Source organism: Variovorax sp. Root318D1, assembly GCF_001424835.1.
Taxonomy (GTDB): domain Bacteria; phylum Pseudomonadota; class Gammaproteobacteria; order Burkholderiales; family Burkholderiaceae_C; genus Variovorax.
This window is the reverse complement of the sequence record NZ_LMCQ01000021.1, coordinates 228,695-248,529: the sequence shown is the minus strand read 5'-3', so window position 1 is coordinate 248,529 and position 19,835 is coordinate 228,695. Positions and strand designations below refer to the sequence as shown.

The window sequence follows — 19,835 nt, the reverse complement described above, 5'->3', positions numbered from 1 at the left end:
CGGCCCGGAGGTGCTGCTGTCGCTCTTGCCTAATTTCGCCAGTTGCGAAGCCTTACATTATAGCCTACTGCGCAAATTTCAAGCACTTTCATGACCCTGAGGGCTTGAGGCGGGCGCGCAATTCCAGTCTTCGAGCTTCCAAGGCCTTGTAGCGTTCCAGGGCCTTGGGGTCCGAGCCCACGGCGGCAATGGCCTCGCTTTGCTGGGCCTTGAGGAGGTCATCGAGCATGAAGTCGAGCACGCTCGAAAGCTCCTTGGCGGCGTCGGTCAGATGCTGCGCTTCCTCGCCTTCGGCGGGCGGCGCGCTCTCCGAGACGGCCATGAGGCGCTCCGCCAGAGGTTCGAAATCCAGCCCGCGCATGCCTTCGCGCAGCGCCGCCCAGGGCTGCACGCCATGCTCGTGCAACTGGCTGTCGAGCCAGGTGAAAAGCGCGCCGTGCGCACCGGGCAGGTCGCATAGCATGACGTGAAGCTCGTGCGACAGGGCGTCCCACTGCGCCATGTTCGACAGCAGGAGCCGCACCGCCACGTCGGGCCGGCTCGGCGGCTTGCCGCGACCGCGCAGCGGCTCGATGGGCGCTTCGAACTTGCCGCCCCACCGCTTGCCTTTGGTGAATTTGCCGCGCGGTTTGCTATCGTTTTCGTAGCGCGGCGGTTCGTATTCCGATGGCGGCGGCATGTCGGAGTAGTCGAACGGGTCGCCCGGCTCATTGCCATGGCGCGGCGAAGGTGCTGCCGCGGCCTTGCGCGGACCGGGCGTGGCGGCCCAGAGCTCCGACAAGGCGGCCGCGTCGAGCTGCACCAGCGTGGCTATCTCGCTCAGCATCTGCCGCTTGAGCGCGCCGTCGGGCATCGCGCTCCAGAGCGGCCGGGCGTTGCTGCTCATGTGGGCGCGGCCTTCGGCGCTGGTCAGGTCGCAGCCTTCACGCGCGGCTTCGATCATGAAGCGCGAGAGCGGCGTGGCTTCCTGCACGAACCGGGCGAAGGCGTCGGCGCCGAATTCGCGAATGAAGCTGTCGGGGTCGTGCTCGGCCGGCAGGAACAAAAACTTGATGCTGCGCACGTCGGTGGCATAGGGCAGGGCACCGTCGAGCGCCTTGCGCGCGGCACGGCGGCCGGCCGCATCGCCGTCGAAGCTGAACACCACCGACTCTGTAAAGCGGAAAAGCTTTTGCACGTGTTCCGTGGTGCAGGCCGTGCCCAGGGTGGCCACCGCGTTCGGAAACCCGAGCTGGGCCAGCGCGACCACGTCCATGTATCCCTCGGTCACCAGCGCATAGCCGCGCTCGCGAAAGGCGGCGCGCGCCTCGTACAGGCCGTAAAGCTCCCGGCCCTTGCTGAACACCGGTGTTTCGGGCGAATTCAGATACTTGGGTTTTTCGTCGCCGAGCACGCGGCCGCCGAAGCCGATGCATTCGCCCTTCACGTTGCGGATGGGGAACATCACGCGGTCGCGGAAGCGGTCGTAGCGCTTGGCGTCTTCGGCGCCGTCTTCGGTGTTGACGATCACCAGCCCGCTTTCGGCGAGCAAGGGGTCGTCGTAGTCCGGAAAAACGCTGGCCAACGTGCGCCAACCGGCGGGCGCATAGCCGATGCCGAACTGTTTGGCCACTTCGCCGGAGACGCCCCGGCCTTTCAGGTATTCGATGGCGCCCGGCGCCTGTCTAAGGGCCTTGCGGTAGGCCTCGCCGGCTTTTTCGAGCACGTCCGTCAGCGTGGCCTGCTTCTGGCGCTGGTTCGCGGCGCGCGCGCGTTCGGCGGGGGAGGCATCGTCTTCTGGCACCACCAGGCCGTATTGGCCGGCCAGATCGTGCACCGCCTCGACAAAACCCATGCCGGCGTGCTCCATGAGAAAGCCGATGGCGTTGCCGTGTACCCCGCAGCCGAAGCAGTGATAGAACTGCTTGGTCGGGCTGACGGAGAAAGAGGGCGATTTTTCGCCGTGGAAGGGGCACAGCCCCATGAAATTGGCGCCGGCCTTCTTGAGCTGCACGTAGCGCCCGACGATCTCCACCACGTCGGCGCGCGCGATGAGTTCCTGGATGAAAGAGGCGGGGATGGTCATGTAGGCGAAGAGCGGCAAATCATACGCAAGCGGCCGAACGCCCGCGTGCGGGCGCCATACTCGAATGATCCGGAGTCCACGGATGACGACGCCCAAACCATTGCACCACGCCGCACCGCTGTTGCTGCGCCATCCCTTGAATTTTGTCTGGGATGCACTCAAGGCCTTCCGCGCCAACCAGGGCCTGCTGCTCGCGGGCGCGGTGGCCTACTACGCGCTGCTGTCCATCGTGCCGCTTTTGATCGTGAGCGTCATTGCGATGTCTCACCTGATCGAGCAGGCCGAACTGCTGCGCACCATCGGAAGGTATCTGGAATGGCTGCTGCCGGGCCAGTCGAAGGCGATTGTCACGGAGCTGTCGAACTTTCTCGACCATCGCGACGTGATGGGCCCCGTGCTGCTGGTGACGATGATTTTCTTCAGCTCGCTGGCTTTCAGCGTGCTCGAAAGCGCCATGGCGGTGATCTTTCACCACCGCAAGGCCGACCACCGGCGGCATTTCCTGGTTTCCGCCGTCATGCCGTACCTGTACATCCTGTTCCTGTGCGTGGGCCTGGTGCTGATGACGCTGGTGTCGGGCGCGCTGCAGCTGGTCGGGCAGGAAAGCGTCGACCTGTTCGGGCGCGACTGGTCGCTCTCGGGTGTATCGGGGATGCTGCTCTACCTGCTGGGGCTGGGCGGCGAGATATTCATGCTGACCTCGCTCTACCTCGTGATGCCGGCCGGCCGAATGTCGCTGCGCCACGCGCTGCTCGGCGGGGTAACCGCCGCGCTGCTGTGGGAGGGCACGCGGCATGTGCTGATCTGGTACTTCTCGACGCTCTCGCAGGTCAACGTGGTCTACGGCTCGCTCACCACGGCCATCGTGGTGCTGCTGAGCCTGGAGATTGCCGCCACGCTCGTGCTGCTGGGCGCCCAGGTCATCGCCCAGTACGAGCGCCTGGACCGCACCGGCAGCACGGCGGTCCCGCCGATTACCGGGGCGGAAGTCGAATCGCTCCGTCGAGACGAATCACCTCCCCGTTGAGCATGTCGTTCTCGATGATGTGCTTCGCGAGCTTGGCGTAGTCATCGGGCGTGCCCAGGCGGGAAGGGAAGGGCACGCTGGCGGCGAGCGCGTCCTGCACTTCCTGCGGCATGCCGAACAGCATGGGCGTGCCGAAGATGCCGGGCGCGATGGTCATGTTGCGGATGCCGTTGCGCGCCAGGTCGCGCGCGATGGGCAGCGTCATCCCGACCACGCCGCCCTTGGAGGCGCTGTAGGCCGCCTGGCCCATCTGTCCGTCGTAGGCCGCCACCGAGGCGGTCGAGATCAGCACGCCGCGCTCGCCCGTGGCTTCGGGCTCGTTCTTGCTCATGGCCTCGGCCGCGAGGCGGATCATGTTGAAGCTGCCGATCAGGTTGACCGTGACGGTCTTGCTGAACACCGCCAGCGCGTGCGCGCCGTTCTTGCCGACGGTTTTCTCGGCCGGGGCGATGCCCGCGCAATTGACAAGGCCCACCAGCTTGCCGAGCTTCTGCGCCGCGGCAACGGCCGCTTGGCCGTCGGCCTCCTGGCTCACGTCGCACTTGACGAACACGCCGCCGATGTCGCGGGCGACCGTTTCGCCCTTTTCAGCCTGCATGTCGGCCACGACCACCTTGCCGCCGTTCGCCGCCAGCATGCGCGCCGTGCCTTCGCCCAGGCCCGAAGCGCCACCGGTCACGATAAAAACCTTGCCGTCGATCTGCATTGAGAGTCTCCTGAAATGAGACCTGCATTATCGAAGACCCGCGCCGGCTAAAAAAAAGGCCTCATCCGAGGATGAGGCCTGAATTGGATCCGTGAGGACCCAAGGAGACAACTGGTATAGCGGGCGGCTTAGCGCTTGCGCGTGGTGGTCGCGGTCTTGGCGGCGGCGACGGCTTGCGACGACACGGCGTTGAAGTTGGCTTCAGCGACGTCGGAAGCTTGCTTGACAGCCTTCTGGACCGATTCGAAAGCGTTGTTGGCGGCAGCCACGGCGCTCTTCAGCACGGCGACGGCGGTTTCCGAGCCGGCGGGTGCGTTCTTGGAAGCGCTGTCGACCAGGCCGACGAAGGTTTGCTGGGCTTCAGCAGCCTTGGTTTCGAAAGCCTTGGTGAATTCGGCGCCGGTGCCTTGGGCGATGTCATACAGATGACGGCTGTAAGCGGCGGTCTTTTCGGCCAGGGGCTGGAACAGGCTGGCTTGCAGCGTCAGCAGTTCTTGCGCGTCCTTGACGTTCAGGGCGGCTTGGGCGGTGCCAGCGGCCTCGACCAGCGCAGCCTTGGAAGCCGTCACGTTCAGTTCGACGAGCTTCTCCACGCCTTCGAAAGCCTTGGTGGTCAGGCCGAACAGGGTTTCGAGGTTTGCTTTTTGGGCGGCGAGGATTTGGTCAGCGGTCAGGGCCATTTGAAAAACTCCAGAAAGGATGGGTGGTCGGTTCACGATTGCGCTGCCCCTCGTCGTCTATGTTGCGGTGCAGCATGGCCTCAAGTATAGGCAGCACAGATTTCCGATCAAGGGGGTTTTGCTGCTTTGCAGCAATTTAGAACACACTTTCTAAATTCGCACGGCGCCCCAGAATGCGGGCCATGCTTGCCTTCTATTCCGGCCAGTTCGTGCTGCCCCTGCCTCCAGGCCACCGCTTCCCCATGTCCCGATATGCCTTGCTGCGCGACCGCCTGCTGGAGCACCTGCCGGCGGTGGAGATGGAACAGGCGCCCCGCGCCACCGATGGCGAGCTGGCGCTGGTCCACACGCCGCAGTGGATCGACGCCATCAACGAAGGCAGCGTGAGCCCGCAGGCCATGCGGGAGATCGGCTTTCCCTGGAGCGAGGCGATGGTCGAACGCTCGCGCCGCTCCACCGGGGCGACCATCGCGGCCTGCCGTGCGGCCTTTGCCGGCGGGGTGGCGGCCAACATGGCGGGCGGCACGCACCATGCCTATGCCGACAAGGGCGGGGGATTCTGCGTTTTCAACGATGCGGCCGTGGCGGCGCGGCTGATGCAAGCGGAGCATGGCCGCAGTGGCCGGCAGCTTCGGGTCGCAGTGATCGACCTGGACGTGCATCAGGGCAACGGCACGGCCAGCATCTTCCGAAATGACCCGAGCGTCTTCACGCTCTCGCTGCATGGGCAGAAGAACTTCCCTTTTCGCAAGGAGGCGAGCGACCTGGACGTGGAGCTGCCCGACGGCTGCGGCGATGCCGAATACCTCACCGCGCTCGAACATGCGCTCGACGAGCTCGACCGGCGCTTCTCGCCCGGACTGGTGATCTACCTGGCGGGCGCCGACCCCTTCGAGCGCGACCGCCTCGGCCGGCTCAAGCTGACGTTCGACGGCCTGGAGGCGCGCGACCGGCGCGTGTTCGACTGGGCCTTGCAGCGCCGCATTCCGCTGGCCTTTGCGATGGCCGGCGGCTACGCGACCGACATTGCCGAGACGGTGCAGGTGCAGCTCGGCACCTTCAGGGTCGCCTTCGACTACTGGCGCCGCTGGCAAAATGCCGCGCGATGAGCTCCGCCAACAAACCCACGCCGCACGCCCGAAGCAGCTACCGCGCGTTTCGAAGCATTCCCACGCGCTGGGCCGACAACGACATGTACGGCCACGTCAACAACGTCGTCTACTACAGCTGGTTCGACACGGCGGTGAACGCGCTGCTGATCGAGCGCGGCGCGCTCGATATCCACCAGGGGCCGACGATAGGCTTCGTGGTCGAAACCCAGTGCAACTATTTCGCTCCTATCGCCTTTCCACAGACTGTGGAAGCGGGGATCCGGGTGGCCCAGGCGGGCCGTTCGAGCGTGCGCTACGAGATTGCCCTCTTTGCGGAGGGCGTTGAAACGGCGGCCGCGCAGGGCCATTTCGTGCACGTGTACGTCGACCGGGCCACGCAGCGGCCGGTGGCGTTGCCCGAGGCGCTGCAACGGGTGGTCGACTCGCTGAAGGCCTGATCCAAAAGCAAGCGGCGCCCTCGGGCGCCGCTTGCTTTTTTCCCGGCAGCCGCTCGGGCCGCCGGGCTCTTCTTACATGGACTTCTTCGTCGCCTTGATGTCGGCCTTGGCCTGCGTCTCGTCAGCCTTGGCCTGCTTCACGCAGGCGGCCTTGGCATCGCCGGCTTGGTCGTCGCACTTTTCCTTGGCGACTTCATAGGTTGCCTTCACCTTTTCTTCGGCCACCTTGCGGGCATGCGCGTCGCTCGGCTTGTACTGCTGTTCGAGCTCGGCCTTAGCAACGTTTTCCTTGCCCTTGGCTTCCTTCTCGCAGACGTCCTTCGCGTTGTCCTTCAGCGCGTCGCACTGGGCCTTGGCGGCTTTGTAGTCGGCTTCGATCTTTTCCTTGCCGGCCTTGTACTCGTCCTTGGTCATCGCTCCGGCCTGGGTGGCCATGAAACAGGTAGAGGCAAGCGCGAGCATGAGCAGATGTTTTTTCATCGGTAATTTCCTTACGGTTGAATGAATCTGGAGGAGGTCAGTAGCGCAGGGCCGCCCTTCGGCCGCCCGGCACGCTTCAATACTTTTCGTACCAGAGGGTTTCCGGCGTGCGGCCGTCTCGCGTTTCCCAGTCCTTGACCTGTTTTTCGGCCTCGTCGCGGCTGATGCCGTGGCGTTCCTGAATGCGGCCGAGCAGCTGGTCGCGCTTGCCCGCAATCACGTCGAAGTCATCGTCGGTCAACTTGCCCCATTGCTCCTTGACCTTGCCCTTGAGCTGTTTCCAGTTGCCTTCGATGGTGTCCTTGTTCATGCGAATCTCCTTGTAAGGTTGATTCGGCGAGCCCATGGCCGCCGTGAACACACTGTCGCGGGGCCTATTCACCCTGACGGTAGGACGCCCAGTGCTGGCTCCGTAGGCACAAGCCGACGCTGCCCGTGATAATCGGACGCACGCCGAAAAAGCCCGGGACAACGCGCGCCGCAACAGCACCATGATCATTCACAGCCTGCTCGACACTGACCTCTACAAGTTCACCATGATGCAGGTCGTACTGCATCACTTCCCGGGGGCCCAGGTCGAGTACCGGTTCAAGTGCCGCAACCCGGGCATCGACTTGGCGCAGTTCGCGGGTCAGATCCGCGAGGAAGTGCGAAGCCTCTGCTCGCTGCAGTTCCGGGACGCCGAGCTCACCTACTTGCGCTCGATGCGCTTCATCAAGAGCGATTTCGTCGACTTCCTGGGCCTGTTCCGGCTCAACGAGAAATACATCAGCATCACGCCCCAGCCCTCGGGCGAGCTCGAGATCCGCATCAAGGGACCGTGGCTGCACACCATCCTGTTCGAGATCCCGGTGCTCGCGATCGTGAACGAGGTCTACTTTCGCAATACACAGAAGAAGCCCGATTTCGCAGAGGGCCGCCGGCGCCTTGAAACCAAGATCGGGGAACTGCAGGATGCCGGTCTGGCCGATCTCAAGATTGCCGACTACGGCACGCGCCGCCGCTTCTCCAAGGACTGGCACGAAGAGGTTCTGCGTACGCTGAACGACAGGCTCGGCGCCGTCACCTCGCCGCCGGTGCTGGCCCAGCCTGGCGCGCGGCTGCCCCAGCTCGCGGGCACCAGCAACGTGCTCTATGCCATGAAGCTCGGCCTTATTCCGCTCGGCACCATGGCGCACGAATATCTGCAGGCCTGCCAGGGGCTCGGCCCGCGGTTGCGCGACAGCCAGATCTTCGGCTTCGAGAGCTGGGCCCGCGAATACCGCGGCGACCTGGGCATTGCGTTGTCCGACGTCTATGGCATGAGCGCCTTCCTGCGCGACTTCGATCTCTACTTCTGCAAGCTGTTCGACGGCGCGCGGCATGACAGCGGAGATCCGTTCCAGTGGGGCGAGCGCATGCTGGCCCACTACATTGCCAACCGGGTCGATCCGCGCACCAAGACGCTGATCTTCAGCGACAGCCTCACGGTGCCGCGCACCGTCGAGCTCTACCAGCAGTTCCGCGGCCGCTGCCAGCTGGCGTTCGGCATCGGCACCAACCTCACCAACGACCTCGGCTACGAGCCGCTGCAGATTGTCATCAAGATGATCACCTGCAACGGCCAGCCGGTGGCCAAGCTGTCGGACACCCCCTCCAAGAACATGTGCGAGGACGAAAAATACCTGGCGTATCTGCGCCAGGTGTTCGAGATCGAGCAGCCGCCGGCCTGATGCCCGTCTGGTACGGTTCGGGCCCAATGAAAAAAGCAGTTCGCCTCGCGGCAGCCGCAGTGCTGCCGATGATGTTTCCGGCGCTTGCCATGGCCGCCGACCTCGACGGCAGCAAGCTGTCGGCGATCTGGGGCGTTCCGTTCGCAGGCCTCTTGCTTTCGATCGCGCTCATGCCGTTGCTCGCGCCGTCGGTCTGGCATCACCACTACGGCAAGATTTCGGCCGCCTGGGCGCTGGCGTTCCTGCTTCCCTTTGCGGCGATCCATGGGGCGCCGCTGGCTGGTTCCCAGCTGGTGCATGCGATGGTCGAGGAATACATCCCCTTCATCATCCTGCTCACCGCGCTGTTCACGGTGGCCGGGGGCATCCACATCCGAGGCAACCTGCACGGGGCGCCCGGGCTCAACACGGCCATCCTGGCCATTGGCGCGGTGCTCGCGAGCCTGATGGGAACCACGGGTGCCTCGATGCTGCTGATACGGCCGCTGATCCGCGCCAACGACAACCGTGTGAGCAAGGCGCACGTGGTGGTGTTCTTCATCTTCATCGTGTCGAATGCGGGCGGCTCGCTCACGCCACTGGGCGATCCGCCGCTGTTCCTCGGCTTCCTGAAGGGCGTCGACTTTTTCTGGACGGCGCAAAACATCCTGCCTGAAACGCTGTTTCTCGTCGGCCTGCTGCTCGCGCTGTTCTACGTCATCGACCGGCATCACTACCGCAAGGAGGGCGTGCTGCCGATCGACCCCACGCCGGACACCCGCCGCGTCGGCTTCGACGGCGCGGCCAATTTCTGGCTTCTGGGCGGCGTGGTCTTCCTGGTGCTTCTCTCCGGCATCTGGAAAACGCCCGTGGGCTTCGACGTGTTCGGCACGCACGTCGGCCTGCCGGGGCTGGTGCGCGACGTCGGCCTCATCGCCATCACGCTGCTCTCGTTCAAGACCACTTCGGCCAAGGTGCATGCCGACAACCAGTTCGAGTGGGGTCCGATGGCCGAGGTGGCCAAGCTGTTCGCGGGCATCTTCCTGACCATCATCCCGGTGATCGCCATGCTCAAGGCCGGCGCGAACGGGCCGTTTGCGGCGGTGATTGCGGCGGTGACAAAGCCCGACGGCCAGCCTGATCCGGCCATGTATTTCTGGGCTTCAGGCATCCTGAGCTCGTTTCTCGACAACGCGCCCACCTACCTGGTGTTCTTCAACACCGCGGGCGGCGATGCGGCCACGCTCATGACCACCTACGCCACCACGCTGGCCGCCATCTCGGCCGGCTCGGTATTCATGGGCGCCAACAGCTACATCGGCAACGCGCCCAACCTCATGGTCAAGGCCATCGCCGAGAGCCGAGGCGTGCGCATGCCGAGCTTCTTCGGCTACATGGGCTGGTCCGTGGCCGTCCTCATTCCGTTGTTCGTTCTTTCCACCTTCATCTTCTTCCGTTGAGTGCAAACATCATGAGCAAGCCCAAGATCCTGGTCGCACGCGCGATCTTTCCCGAAACCATCGAGCGTCTCTCGCAGCACTTCGAAGTCGAGTCGAACCAGTCCGACGAGAGCTGGAGCAAGGAGCAATTGATTGCCAAACTCAAGGGCAAGCAGGGCGCCTTCACCACCGGCAGCGAACGCATCGACGCCTCGGTGCTCGACGCCTGTCCCGACCTGAAGATCTGCGCCAACATGGCCGTGGGCTACAACAACTTCGACGTCGATGCGATGGCCGCGCACGGCGTGCTCGGCACCAACGCGCCCGACGTGCTCACCGAGACCACGGCCGACTTCGGCTTTGCACTGCTGATGGCCACGGCCCGGCGCATCACCGAAAGCGAACACTTCCTGCGCGCGGGCAAGTGGCAAAAGTGGAGCTTCGACATGTTCGCGGGCTCCGACATCCACGGCTCGACGCTCGGCATCATCGGCATGGGCCGCATCGGGCAGGGCATTGCCAAGCGCGGCGCGCACGGCTTCGGCATGAAGGTGGTCTATCACAACCGTTCGCGCCTCGACGCCGCGCTCGAGGCCGAATGCAAGGCCAGCTACGTCGGTAAGGAAGAGCTCCTCAAGACCGCTGACCATGTGGTGCTGGTGGTGCCGTATTCGCCGGCGTCGCACCACACCATTGGCGCGGCCGAGCTCGCGCTGATGAAGCCGACCGCCACGCTCGTGAACATCGCGCGCGGCGGTATCGTCGACGACGCGGCGCTGGCCGTGGCCCTGCGCGAGAAGCGCATTGCGGCGGCCGGACTCGACGTGTTCGAGGGAGAGCCCAAGGTCCACCCCGACCTGCTGACCGTGCCCAACGTGGTGCTCACGCCGCACATTGCCAGCGCCACCGTGCCCACGCGCCGCGCGATGGCCGATCTTGCGGCGGACAATCTCATCGCCTGGTTCAGCGGCAAGGGACCGCTGACGCCCGTCACGCCCGTTCCGCCACCCGGCAAATAACGAATCTTCAAGCAGCGACGCGGCGATCCGACCTTGGAACTTCCCGACTTGTTTCTTCTCTTGCTGGCCGCGCTCGCCGTCGTCCAGCTCGCCTTGTTGATCTGGCTGCTCGCGCGCCGGCAGCCCAAGCCTGACCACGGCGAGGTGCTGTCGGTGCTGGCCGCCATGGGCGCTGCCAACGAACGCACCGAGCGCGAACTGCGCCATGAAATTGGCGAAAGCTCGCGCGGCGCGCGGCAGGAAACCGGGCAGGCCTTTGCCACTTTCCAGCAGGCGCTGGTGCAGCAGGGCGCGGAGGCCACGCGCACGCAGAATGCCCAGCTCGACGCTTTCTCGCTGCAGCTCGCCTCCCTGCAGAAGACCCTCGCCGACACGCTCAACACCCAGCTGCAGGGCCTGAGCGAGTCGAACGCGCGCCGTCTGGCCGAGGTGCGCACGACCATGGAAACGCAGCTCGCGCAGCTGCAGCAGAGCAACACCGCCAAGCTCGACGAGATGCGCAAGACCGTCGACGAGAAGCTGCAGAGCACGCTCGAAGCCCGCTTGGGCGAGAGCTTCAAGCAGGTGGCCGACCGGCTCGAACAGGTGCACAAGGGATTGGGCGAAATGCAGACCCTGGCCGTGGGAGTCGGCAGCCTGCAGCGCGTGCTGACCAACGTGAAGACGCGCGGCGTGTTCGGCGAAGTTCAGCTCGAGGCGCTGCTCGAACAGGTGCTCACGCCCGACCAATACGCCAAGCAGGTCGAGACCAAGCCGCGCAGCGGCCAGCGCGTCGACTTTGCCATCCGGTTCCCGGGCCGGGGCGGCGACGGCGCCCCCGTGTGGCTGCCCATCGACGCCAAGTTCCCGCGCGACGACTATGAACGCCTGATCGATGCGCACGAACGCGCCGACGCCGTCGCGGCCGAGCTTGCGGCCAAGGCGCTCGAAGCGCGCATACGCAGCGAGGCCAGGTCGATTGCCGAGAATTATTTGGCCGCGCCGCACACCACGGATTTCGCCATCCTGTTCCTGCCGGTCGAAAGCCTCTACGCCGAAGTGCTGCGCCGGCCGGGCCTGATGGACGCCATCCAGCGCCAGCACCGCGTCACGCTGGCCGGGCCGACCACCTTGCTGGCCATGCTCAACAGCCTGCACATGGGATTTCGTACGCTGGCGCTGGAGCACCAGGCGTCCGAGGTCTGGAAGGTGCTGGGCGCGGTCAAGACCGAGTTCGAGCGCTACGGCGAATGGGTTTCGCGCATCAAGGAGCAGGTGGCCAAGGCCTCCGACACGCTGGACAAGGCCGACACGCGCGCCAAGCAGATGCGACTTGCATTGCGCAAGGTCGAGGCGCTGCCCGAGGCGCAGTCGCAGGCGCTGTTGCCTTCCACGGCCGACACCGCGGACAGCGAGGGCGACGACACCCCGTGAAAGGCTCCGAACTGCTGCGCGTTATTGGCGCCCAGGTGTGCTTGCACGCCACCATGGCCGGCATGCGGCTCGCAACACCGCTGCTGGCGCTGCAACAGGGATACAGCGCGGCGGCCGTGGGCGTATTGATTGCACTGTTCGCGCTCACGCAAGTGTTCCTGGCCCTGCCGGCCGGGCGCTTTACCGACCGGTATGGCTTCAAGCGGCCACTGTGGCTTTCGGTCATTGCGGCTTCGCTCGGTGCGGGCCTCGCGCTCGTCTTCCCGACCTTCCCGGTCATGTGCATTGCGGCGCTGCTCACGGGCGGCGCTACCGGCGCGACCGTGATCGCGCTGCAGCGCCACGTGGGTCGCTCCGCCACCAATGCCAACCAGCTCAAGCGGGTGTTCAGCTGGCTGGCTATTGCGCCCGCCGCCGCCAATTTCGTCGGTCCGTTCCTGGCCGGCCTCTTGATCGACCATGCCGGTCGTGCGCCGGCGGACATGCTGGCCTTCCGGGTCTGCTTCGCGGTCATGGCGGTATTGCCGATCGTCTGCTGGCTGCTTGCACGCGGTGCGCACGAGCCGCCGCGCATTGCGCCCGTCGCAGGGGCTGCGCCCACGCGGGCCTGGGACCTGCTGCGCGAGCCGATGTTCCGGCGCCTGCTGTTCGTGAACTGGCTGCAGTCATCGAGCTGGGACGTGCATGCCTTCGTGCTGCCGGTGCTGGGGCACGACCGTGGCATCAGCGCCTCGGTCATCGGCTCCATCCTTGGCGCTTTCGCCGTCGCCGCAGCGGCCATCCGGGTGGTGCTGCCCCTGATCGCGTCGCGCGCCTCGGAGCGCAGCGTGATCCTGAGCTCCACCATCGTCACGGCCGCGGTGTTTGCGGTCTATCCGCTGCTCGACTCGGCCTGGACCATGGGGTTGTGCTCGGTGATCCTGGGCTTTGCGCTCGGCGCGGTCCAGCCAATGGTGATGAGCATGCTGCACCAGATCACGCCGCACGCTCGCCACGGCGAGGCACTGGGCCTGCGGCTCATGACCATCAATGCCTCCAGCGTGGCGATGCCGATGTTGTTCGGATCGATTGGTGCGCTGATCGGGATCGCCGGCGTTTTCTGGGTGGTGGGCGGTGTCATCGCGCTGGGCGCGCGGGCCACCTGGGGCTTGAAGGCGCCCTTATAGCTTGTAGAAGCGCTTGATCGCGTCCCAGGCGTCATCCGCCGCGTCGACATACTCGAACAGATTCACGTCGGTCGGCGAGATCACGCCTTCTTCGATCAAGAAATCGAAGTCGATCAGCTTCTTCCAGTAGGCCGAGCCGAACAGCACGATCGGCACCGGCTTGGACTTCTTGGTCTGCACCAGCGTGATCACTTCGAACAGCTCATCGAGCGTGCCGAAGCCGCCCGGAAACGCCACCAGCGCCTTCGCACGCATCATGAAGTGCATCTTGCGGATGGCGAAGTAATGGAACTTGAAGCTCAGCGCCGGCGTGACGTAGGGGTTGGCTTCTTCCTCCATGGGGAGCGCGATGGCCAGGCCGACCGAGATTCCGCCGCCTTCGTGCGCGCCGCGGTTGGCTGCCTGCATGATGCCAGGGCCGCCGCCGGTGCAGACGAAAAGCTTGTCCTGGGGCTCCTTGTCGCTGCTGTACTGCGCAACCAGCTTGCCGAAGGCGCGCGCCTTCTCGTAATAGTGCGAGCTGCGCGCGAGGCGCCGCCAGCGCTCGGCTGCCACGGCGTCTCCGGCGGCATCGGCCTGTGCGACCAGCGCGGCTGCCTCTTCCTCGCTGCGGAAGCGCGCACTGCCGAAGACCACCACGGTGTTCTCGATGCCGTGGGCGCGTTGCTCCAGGTCGGGCTTCATCAGCTCCAGCTGCATGCGGATGCCGCGGGTTTCACGGCGCAGCAGGAATTCCGGATCGGCAAAGGCGAGGCGCGAAGGATCGAGATCGAGCGGGAGGCCTTTTTCCGAGTGCGCCTTGAGAGTGGCCCAGGCGTCGGCCAGGCGCTTGTCGTGAAGGTCGTGCGTGTTGTTCATGAAGAAATCAGACAGGAAGATTCGCTGCATTGTGCAGCGTTGCGGCCGCCATGCCCCGCGGATCAGGCTCAGCAAGTGCCATGCCGGCCCGCGCCGCGAACGAAGCGCTCGGCGCCCGCCGCGCCTTCGGCCGCCTGCCGGGATTGGCCGGGGGGCACCACGCGGCTGACCAGGCCCGTCGCGCTCGCCCCCGCGGCATCGTCGGGGCGGCCGGTCAGGATGAGGTCGAGCGCGCGGCCCGTGCCACGATGTGCGGCAGCCGCACCGTACCGCCGTCGTAAGCCCATGAACGAAAAAAGGCTCCTTGCGGAGCCTTTTTGCCTGGGTGCCGGCCAGCCGGCCGGAAGCGCTCAGACGCGCTTGCGGTATTCGCCGGTGCGGGTGTCGATTTCGATCTTGTCGCCTTGCGCAACGAAGAGCGGCACCGGCACTTCGAAGCCGGTGGCGATCTTGGCGGGCTTCATGACCTTGCCCGAAGTGTCGCCCTTGACGGCCGGCTCGGTCCAGGTGATTTCGCGTTCGACGCTGGTCGGCAGTTCGACCGAGATGGCCTTGCCGTCGTAGAACACCACTTCGACAGCCATGCCGTCTTCGAGGTAGTTGAGGGCGTCGCCCATGTTCTCGGCTTCGACTTCGTACTGGTTGTACTCGGTGTCCATGCAGACGTACATCGGGTCGGCGAAGTAGGAGTAGGTGCACTCCTTCTTGTCGAGCACGATCTGGTCGATCTTGTCGTCGGCCTTGAAGACCACTTCGGTGTTGAAGTTGGCGATCAGGCTCTTGAGCTTCATGCGCACGGTGGCGGAGTTGCGGCCGCCGCGGCTGTATTCGGTCTTGAGGACGACCATCGGGTCCTTGCCGTGCATGATGACGTTGCCGGCGCGGATTTCTTGAGCGATTTTCATATCAGGTTCTCTGGATGTTGGCCGCTCGGTGCACGGGGCCGTCGGCGACGTTTGCAATGTTGCTCTGCAGCGTCTTGCCGGCGTTATTGGCCCCGCGGTACATGTCCCGCGGCAGGTTTGGCGGACAGCATCTCGGATCTGTGTAAATCCGGGCCGAAATCCGCAAAGCCCACTATTTTAGCTTTTTCCGGCGACCAGATGCCGCAGTTGCGTGACCAAGTCCTCCTGGCGGCCCAGCTTTTCGCGTGCGGCCTGCACGGTTTCGCGCCAAGGGCCTTCGGTTTCCAGTGAGGGGAGGGTGCTGTCCGCGAAGCCGTTCCAGGCGTGGTGAAACTGCCGGAGGGATGGCGGGGCGCCGAGCCAGTCCAGCCAGGCGCCGAGCTTGACATGGTGCGCGTCGTCATCCTGGGGGTAGATTTGCCAGACCAGCGGGGCGCCGGCCCAGAGGGCGCGCACGAGCGAATCTTCGCCGCGCACGAAATTCAGGTCGCAGGCCCACAGGAGATGGTCGAAATCCGGCTGCGTCAGGTAGGGAAGGTACGAAATCGACAGCGCACCGAAGCCTTGCGGCGAGCGGCCGGGGGGATGCTTAGGGCTGGAGAAAAAGGCCGTGACCGCATGCGCCGCACGGCCGGACGTCACCAAGAGGCGCGTGGGTTCGGTGCCAGCAGCCAGCTGTTCGAGCAGTGGGGCCAGCGCGGGAGGCTCGTAGCAGAAGAGCGAGACGAGTCGCTCGCCCTCCCGCCAAGGAACCTCATGCGCCGCCAGCCATTGCGCGCGATCGAAATGCGCTCGCCGCTCCAGCAGGCCGGGCTCCCGCAGCAGCCCTCCCGTGCCGGGCGTGAAGCCTGGATAGAAAAAGCGTTTCGTCAGCCCCGCGCCCGGTCCCTTGAACACCGGCGAGGGCAGGCCGTGCAGCCGCTCGACATAAGGTTCCGCCGACAGGTATTCGAGATTGATCCAGGCTCGGGCGGGCGCTCCGGCAGTGGGCGGCTCGGCAAAGCGCGCGATCAGCTCGGGTGCCGGGTCGCATCCGAAGGCTTCGATCAGCACGTCGGGCGGCGGGGCCGCCGCGGCCTTGTGCACAGCGGCAGGGTCGAGCCAGTCGATCACGCTCACGCCGTCGCAGCCCGCGGGCGCCATCCAGTTCAGCGCCGTGGCGTCGTCGATCCACAGGCGCACGCGCTCGCCGAGGGCCGCCAGCTGGCTGGCCAGCCGCCAGCACACGCCCAGGTCGCCGTGGTTGTCGATGACTCTGCAGAAGATGTCCCATTGCATGGGTGCGAGTGTGCCTTCCTTCGGTTGCCCCAGGCAGGCCGGCTCCTGCGCCACGCGCCACAATAGCCGCCATGTCAGACGTGCATTCCGATCAATTGCTCAGCGAAGTCGCGGCCCTGCCGCAGCTGCCGGGTGTCTACCGCTATTTCGACGCGGCCGGCGCGGTGCTTTACGTGGGCAAGGCGCGCAATCTCAAGAAGCGGGTTGCCAACTATTTCCAGAAGAGCCATGGCGGCACGCGCATCGGCCACATGATCTCGAAGATCGTGCGCATGGAGACCACGGTGGTGCGCTCCGAGGCCGAGGCGCTGCTGCTCGAGAACAACCTCATCAAGACGCTCAAGCCGCGCTACAACATCCTGTTCCGCGACGACAAGAGCTACCCCTACCTGAAGATCGCCTCGCACGAGTTTCCGCGGCTGGCCTACTACCGAGGCGCGGTCGACAAGAAGCACCGCTACTTCGGGCCGTACCCCAGCGCCTGGGCAGTGAAGGAGTCGATTCAGCTGCTGCAGAAGGTCTTCAAGCTGCGCACCTGCGAAGACACGGTGTATGCCAATCGCACCCGGCCCTGCCTGCTGTACCAGATCAAGCGCTGCACGGGGCCTTGCGTTGGGTACATCACGCCCGAGGCCTATGCGCAGGACGTGGCCAGCGCCGAAGCCTTCCTGATGGGCGACACCCAGCTGGTGCTGTCGAAGCTGGAATCGCGGATGACCGGGCACGCCGAGAAGCTCGAATTCGAACAGGCGGCCGAGCTGCGCAACCAGATGTCGGCGATCTCGCGCGTGCTGCACCAGCAGTCGATCGAGATTGCGTCGGACAAGGACGTGGACATCCTCGCCGTCAAGGTGCAGGGCGGCAAGGCCTGCGTCAACCTGGCGATGGTGCGCGGCGGCCGGCACCTGGGCGACCGGCCCTATTTTCCCGTGCATGTGGAAGACGCCGCGCAAATCCACCATGGCGAACTCGATGCGGAGGAGGGCGTGGTGCCGGCGCCGGCCGATTCGATCGAGGTGCAGGTGCTCGAAGCGTTTATCGCCCAGCATTACATCGACGTGCCGGTCCCCGCCACGCTGGTGCTGAGCCATCTCGTGGGCCGCGAGTTGATCGAGGCGATTTCGCAGCAGGCCGGCGTGCGCGTGACGGCCGTGTTTCAGCCGCGCGAGCAGCGCCGGCACTGGCTCGAAATGGCCGAAACCAATGCCGGCCTGCAATTGGCGCGGCTGTTGGCCGAGGAGGGTTCGCAGCAGGCGCGCACACGCGCGCTGGCCGATGCGCTGGAGCTTGCACCCGACGACCTGGACAACTTTCGCGTCGAATGTTTCGACATTTCGCACACCGCGGGCGAGGCCACCCAGGCTTCCTGCGTGGTGTTCGAGCGCCACACGATGCAGAACCGCGAATACCGCCGCTACAACATCGAAGGCATCACGCCCGGCGACGACTACGCCGCCATGCGCCAGGTGCTGCACCGCCGCTACGGCAAGCTGGCCGAGGCGATGGCAGCCGAGACCGATGCGCCGCCCATGGGCGACGCCGGCGGCGTGGGCAGCGATGCGCCACCCAAGACCAGGGCGGCGCGCATGCCCGACCTGGTGCTGGTGGACGGCGGCAAGGGCCAGGTGTCGATGGCGCGCGAGGTGTTCAGCGAACTGGGCCTGGCGCTGTCGCTCATCGTGGGCGTCGAAAAGGGTGAGGGCCGCAAGGTCGGGCTTGAGGAACTGGTGTTCGCCGACGGCCGTGAGAAGGTCTACCTGGGCAAGGATTCCGCGGCGCTGATGCTGGTGGCGCAGATTCGCGACGAGGCGCACCGCTTTGCCATCACCGGCATGCGCGCCAAGCGCGCGAAGGTGCGCGTGGGCGGCAGCCAGCTCGAAGACATTCCGGGCATCGGGCCGAAACGCCGCGCGCGCCTGCTGCAGCGTTTTGGCGGAATTCGCGGCGTGGCGGCGGCCAGCGTCGAGGACATCGCATCGGTCGAAGGCATTGCCACGGACCTGGCCGAGGAAATCTACAAGGCCCTGCATTGAAGGCCAGTACCGAGAGATGAGCAAGACGGCGATGTCATCCCGCCGTGACACAATCAAGCGATGTTCTGGACCTTACCGACCATCATGACCTGGACGCGCATTGTCGCGATCCCTTTGATCGTCGGCGTGTTCTACCTGCCGATGGCCGAGCCGATGCGCAACCTGATCGCCACGGTCATGTTCATCGTCTTCGCCGCCACCGACTGGCTCGACGGCTACCTGGCGCGCAAGCTGAACCAGACCTCGGCCTTCGGCGCCTTCCTCGATCCGGTGGCCGATAAATTCCTCGTGTGCGCCGCGCTGCTGGTGCTGGTGCATCTGCAGCGCGCCGATGTGTTCGTGGCGCTGATCATCATCGGCCGCGAGATCGCCATCTCGGCGCTGCGCGAATGGATGGCGCGAATCGGCGCCGGCAAGAGCGTGGCGGTCCACATGATCGGCAAGGTCAAGACGACCGTGCAGATGGTCGCGATTCCCTTCCTGCTCTATGACGGGCGCCTGTTCAAGGTCATCGACACGGGCCTCTGGGGTCAGTGGCTGATCTGGATCTCGGCGGTGCTCACCGTGTGGTCGATGGTCTATTACCTGCAGAAGGCCATTCCCGAGATCCGGGCCCACAGCAAATGACGATGGCGGCCACGGCACGCAGCTCGGGGTGGCTGCGGGCCATGCCGGCGGTCTTCGTGCTGATCTGGAGCACGGGTTTCATCGTCGCGCGGTACGGCATGCCGTATGCGCCGCCCCTCAAATTCCTGGCTGTGCGCTATGCGCTCTGTCTCGTGTGCTTTGGCATCTGGGTCGCGCTCGCGCGGGTCGCCTGGCCGAAGGAGCGCGCGCAGTGGGGCCATCTTGCGGTCACGGGCGTGCTGATGCAGGCAGGCTACTTGGGCGGCGTGTGGGCCGCCGTGCACGCGGGCATGGGCGCTGGGCTGGTGGCGCTGCTGGTCGGCATCCAACCGGTGCTGACCGCCGTCTGGCTGTCGTTCAATGGCGGGCGCATTTCGCGGCGCCAATGGGCCGGGCTGGTTCTGGGATTTACCGGCTTGGTGCTCGTGGTGGCGCGCAAGTTCGGGCAAGGTTCCGAAGTCAGCGCGTTGACGATGGGGCTTGCCGTCATGGCGCTTCTTTCGATCACGGCGGGCACGCTGTATCAAAAGCGCTTCGTCGCGCCCTGCGACGTTCGAAGCGCCAGTGCGGTGCAAATGGCGGCGGCGTTGCTGGTGACCTTGCCCTTTGCACTGATGGAAACCCAAGCCATCGAATGGAACGCGCACTCGATGGGCGCCATGGCTTGGTCCGCGCTGGCGCTGTCGCTCGGTGGCAGTTCGCTGCTCTACATGCTGATCCAGCGTGGCACGGCCACCGCCGTCACGAGCCTGTTGTACCTTGTGCCGCCGTGCACGGCCGTCATGGCATGGCTCCTGTTTGGCGAACCGATCACCGTGGTGACGCTGCTCGGCATCGGACTTACCGCAGCCGGCGTGAGCCTGGTGGTGCGCAGCGAGCGCTGACACCACGCACTTTTT

General features: G+C 65.4%; 19 protein-coding genes and 1 pseudogene. 11 read left to right on the top strand and 9 right to left on the bottom strand.

Annotation, left to right across the window (positions count from 1 at the left end; translation table 11 throughout):
- Nucleotides 1-88: 88 nt before the first annotated feature.
- Entirely contained in the window at nt 89-2,065 is a 1,977-nt protein-coding gene (dnaG, locus tag ASC78_RS19685; RefSeq protein WP_055805101.1) for a DNA primase, read from the bottom strand.
- An 82-nt stretch (nt 2,066-2,147) separates the two neighbouring features.
- On the opposite strand from dnaG, the gene ASC78_RS19680 reads away from it, so the two are divergent.
- Complete coding sequence (locus tag ASC78_RS19680) at nt 2,148-3,092, top strand: YihY/virulence factor BrkB family protein (RefSeq protein ID WP_055804937.1); 945 nt, start codon at nt 2,148-2,150, stop codon at nt 3,090-3,092.
- Here ASC78_RS19680 and ASC78_RS19675 read toward each other — a convergent pair.
- Together ASC78_RS19675 and ASC78_RS19670 are read right to left on the bottom strand one after the other, a co-directional pair.
- Nucleotides 3,040-3,798 (bottom strand): 3-hydroxyacyl-CoA dehydrogenase, encoded by a 759-nt coding sequence (locus ASC78_RS19675; protein ID WP_055804934.1) that lies wholly within the window; start codon nt 3,796-3,798, stop codon nt 3,040-3,042. The two genes, ASC78_RS19680 and ASC78_RS19675, sit on opposite strands and share 53 nt — an antisense overlap.
- Before the next feature lie 128 nt (nt 3,799-3,926).
- Nucleotides 3,927-4,478: a phasin family protein gene (locus ASC78_RS19670; protein ID WP_028258895.1), complete on the bottom strand. Its 552-nt coding sequence runs from the start codon at nt 4,476-4,478 to the stop codon at nt 3,927-3,929.
- A gap of 173 nt (nt 4,479-4,651) precedes the next feature.
- On the opposite strand from ASC78_RS19670, the gene ASC78_RS19665 reads away from it, so the two are divergent.
- Both ASC78_RS19665 and ASC78_RS19660 read left to right on the top strand, forming a co-directional pair.
- A complete protein-coding gene (locus ASC78_RS19665) occupies nt 4,652-5,587 on the top strand; it encodes a histone deacetylase family protein (RefSeq protein WP_055804931.1) in 936 nt (311 codons plus the stop codon).
- Entirely contained in the window at nt 5,584-6,027 is a 444-nt protein-coding gene (locus ASC78_RS19660; RefSeq protein WP_055804928.1) for an acyl-CoA thioesterase, read from the top strand. Before ASC78_RS19665 ends, ASC78_RS19660 begins: the two co-directional genes overlap by 4 nt.
- Before the next feature lie 72 nt (nt 6,028-6,099).
- Here the strand turns inward: ASC78_RS19660 and ASC78_RS19655 are convergent, their stop codons facing one another.
- Nucleotides 6,100-6,507 carry a hypothetical protein gene (locus ASC78_RS19655; protein ID WP_055804925.1) on the bottom strand — a complete coding sequence of 136 codons (408 nt, stop codon included), beginning with the start codon at nt 6,505-6,507 and terminating at the stop codon, nt 6,100-6,102.
- A gap of 76 nt (nt 6,508-6,583) precedes the next feature.
- Entirely contained in the window at nt 6,584-6,817 is a 234-nt protein-coding gene (locus ASC78_RS19650; RefSeq protein WP_055805098.1) for a CsbD family protein, read from the bottom strand.
- Nucleotides 6,818-6,998: 181 nt separating this feature from the next.
- Here ASC78_RS19650 and pncB point away from each other — a divergent pair, with 181 nt between their 5' ends.
- The 5 genes from pncB to ASC78_RS19625 are packed head-to-tail and all read left to right on the top strand — an operon-like array spanning nt 6,999 to nt 13,235.
- A complete protein-coding gene (pncB, locus tag ASC78_RS19645; RefSeq protein ID WP_055804922.1) occupies nt 6,999-8,219 on the top strand; it encodes a nicotinate phosphoribosyltransferase in 1,221 nt (406 codons plus the stop codon).
- A gap of 26 nt (nt 8,220-8,245) precedes the next feature.
- Complete coding sequence (locus ASC78_RS19640; RefSeq protein WP_055805096.1) at nt 8,246-9,658, top strand: sodium:proton antiporter; 1,413 nt, start codon at nt 8,246-8,248, stop codon at nt 9,656-9,658.
- Nucleotides 9,659-9,669: 11 nt separating this feature from the next.
- Nucleotides 9,670-10,656, top strand: a complete 987-nt coding sequence (locus ASC78_RS19635) for a 2-hydroxyacid dehydrogenase (RefSeq protein ID WP_055804919.1) — start codon at nt 9,670-9,672, stop codon at nt 10,654-10,656.
- Between the two features lie 48 nt (nt 10,657-10,704).
- The gene (locus ASC78_RS19630; protein WP_055805093.1) at nt 10,705-12,069 is read left to right on the top strand and encodes a DNA recombination protein RmuC; all 1,365 of its coding nucleotides are present in this window, start codon (nt 10,705-10,707) and stop codon (nt 12,067-12,069) included.
- On the top strand, nt 12,066-13,235 hold the full coding sequence (locus ASC78_RS19625) for an MFS transporter (RefSeq protein WP_055804916.1): 1,170 nt from the start codon (nt 12,066-12,068) through the stop codon (nt 13,233-13,235). Before ASC78_RS19630 ends, ASC78_RS19625 begins: the two co-directional genes overlap by 4 nt.
- Here the strand turns inward: ASC78_RS19625 and ASC78_RS19620 are convergent.
- The 4 genes and pseudogenes from ASC78_RS19620 to earP all read right to left on the bottom strand — a co-directional run bounded on the left by ASC78_RS19620 (nt 13,230) and on the right by earP (nt 16,276).
- Nucleotides 13,230-14,093 carry a TIGR00730 family Rossman fold protein gene (locus ASC78_RS19620; RefSeq protein ID WP_055804913.1) on the bottom strand — a complete coding sequence of 288 codons (864 nt, stop codon included), beginning with the start codon at nt 14,091-14,093 and terminating at the stop codon, nt 13,230-13,232. The genes ASC78_RS19625 and ASC78_RS19620 overlap by 6 nt on opposite strands.
- 68 nt (nt 14,094-14,161) lie before the next feature.
- Nucleotides 14,162-14,397: pseudogene (locus ASC78_RS19615) on the bottom strand (crotonase/enoyl-CoA hydratase family protein); the annotation flags it as partial.
- A 46-nt stretch (nt 14,398-14,443) separates the two neighbouring features.
- Nucleotides 14,444-14,998: an elongation factor P gene (gene efp / locus ASC78_RS19610; RefSeq protein ID WP_028258883.1), complete on the bottom strand. Its 555-nt coding sequence runs from the start codon at nt 14,996-14,998 to the stop codon at nt 14,444-14,446.
- Nucleotides 14,999-15,175: 177 nt separating this feature from the next.
- Nucleotides 15,176-16,276, bottom strand: coding sequence for an elongation factor P maturation arginine rhamnosyltransferase EarP (gene earP, locus ASC78_RS19605; RefSeq protein WP_082517602.1), 1,101 nt, complete (start codon nt 16,274-16,276; stop codon nt 15,176-15,178).
- 71 nt (nt 16,277-16,347) lie between these two features.
- Between earP and uvrC the strand changes: the two genes are divergently transcribed.
- From uvrC to ASC78_RS19590, 3 genes are read left to right on the top strand one after another with little or no spacing between them, the layout of a single operon-like run.
- On the top strand, nt 16,348-18,309 hold the full coding sequence (gene uvrC, locus ASC78_RS19600) for an excinuclease ABC subunit UvrC (RefSeq protein ID WP_055804905.1): 1,962 nt from the start codon (nt 16,348-16,350) through the stop codon (nt 18,307-18,309).
- 60 nt (nt 18,310-18,369) lie between these two features.
- Nucleotides 18,370-18,936: a CDP-diacylglycerol--glycerol-3-phosphate 3-phosphatidyltransferase gene (gene pgsA, locus ASC78_RS19595; RefSeq protein WP_055804902.1), complete on the top strand. Its 567-nt coding sequence runs from the start codon at nt 18,370-18,372 to the stop codon at nt 18,934-18,936.
- Nucleotides 18,933-19,820 (top strand): DMT family transporter, encoded by an 888-nt coding sequence (locus ASC78_RS19590; protein ID WP_055804900.1) that lies wholly within the window; start codon nt 18,933-18,935, stop codon nt 19,818-19,820. Before pgsA ends, ASC78_RS19590 begins: the two co-directional genes overlap by 4 nt.
- Nucleotides 19,821-19,835 lie beyond the last annotated feature (15 nt).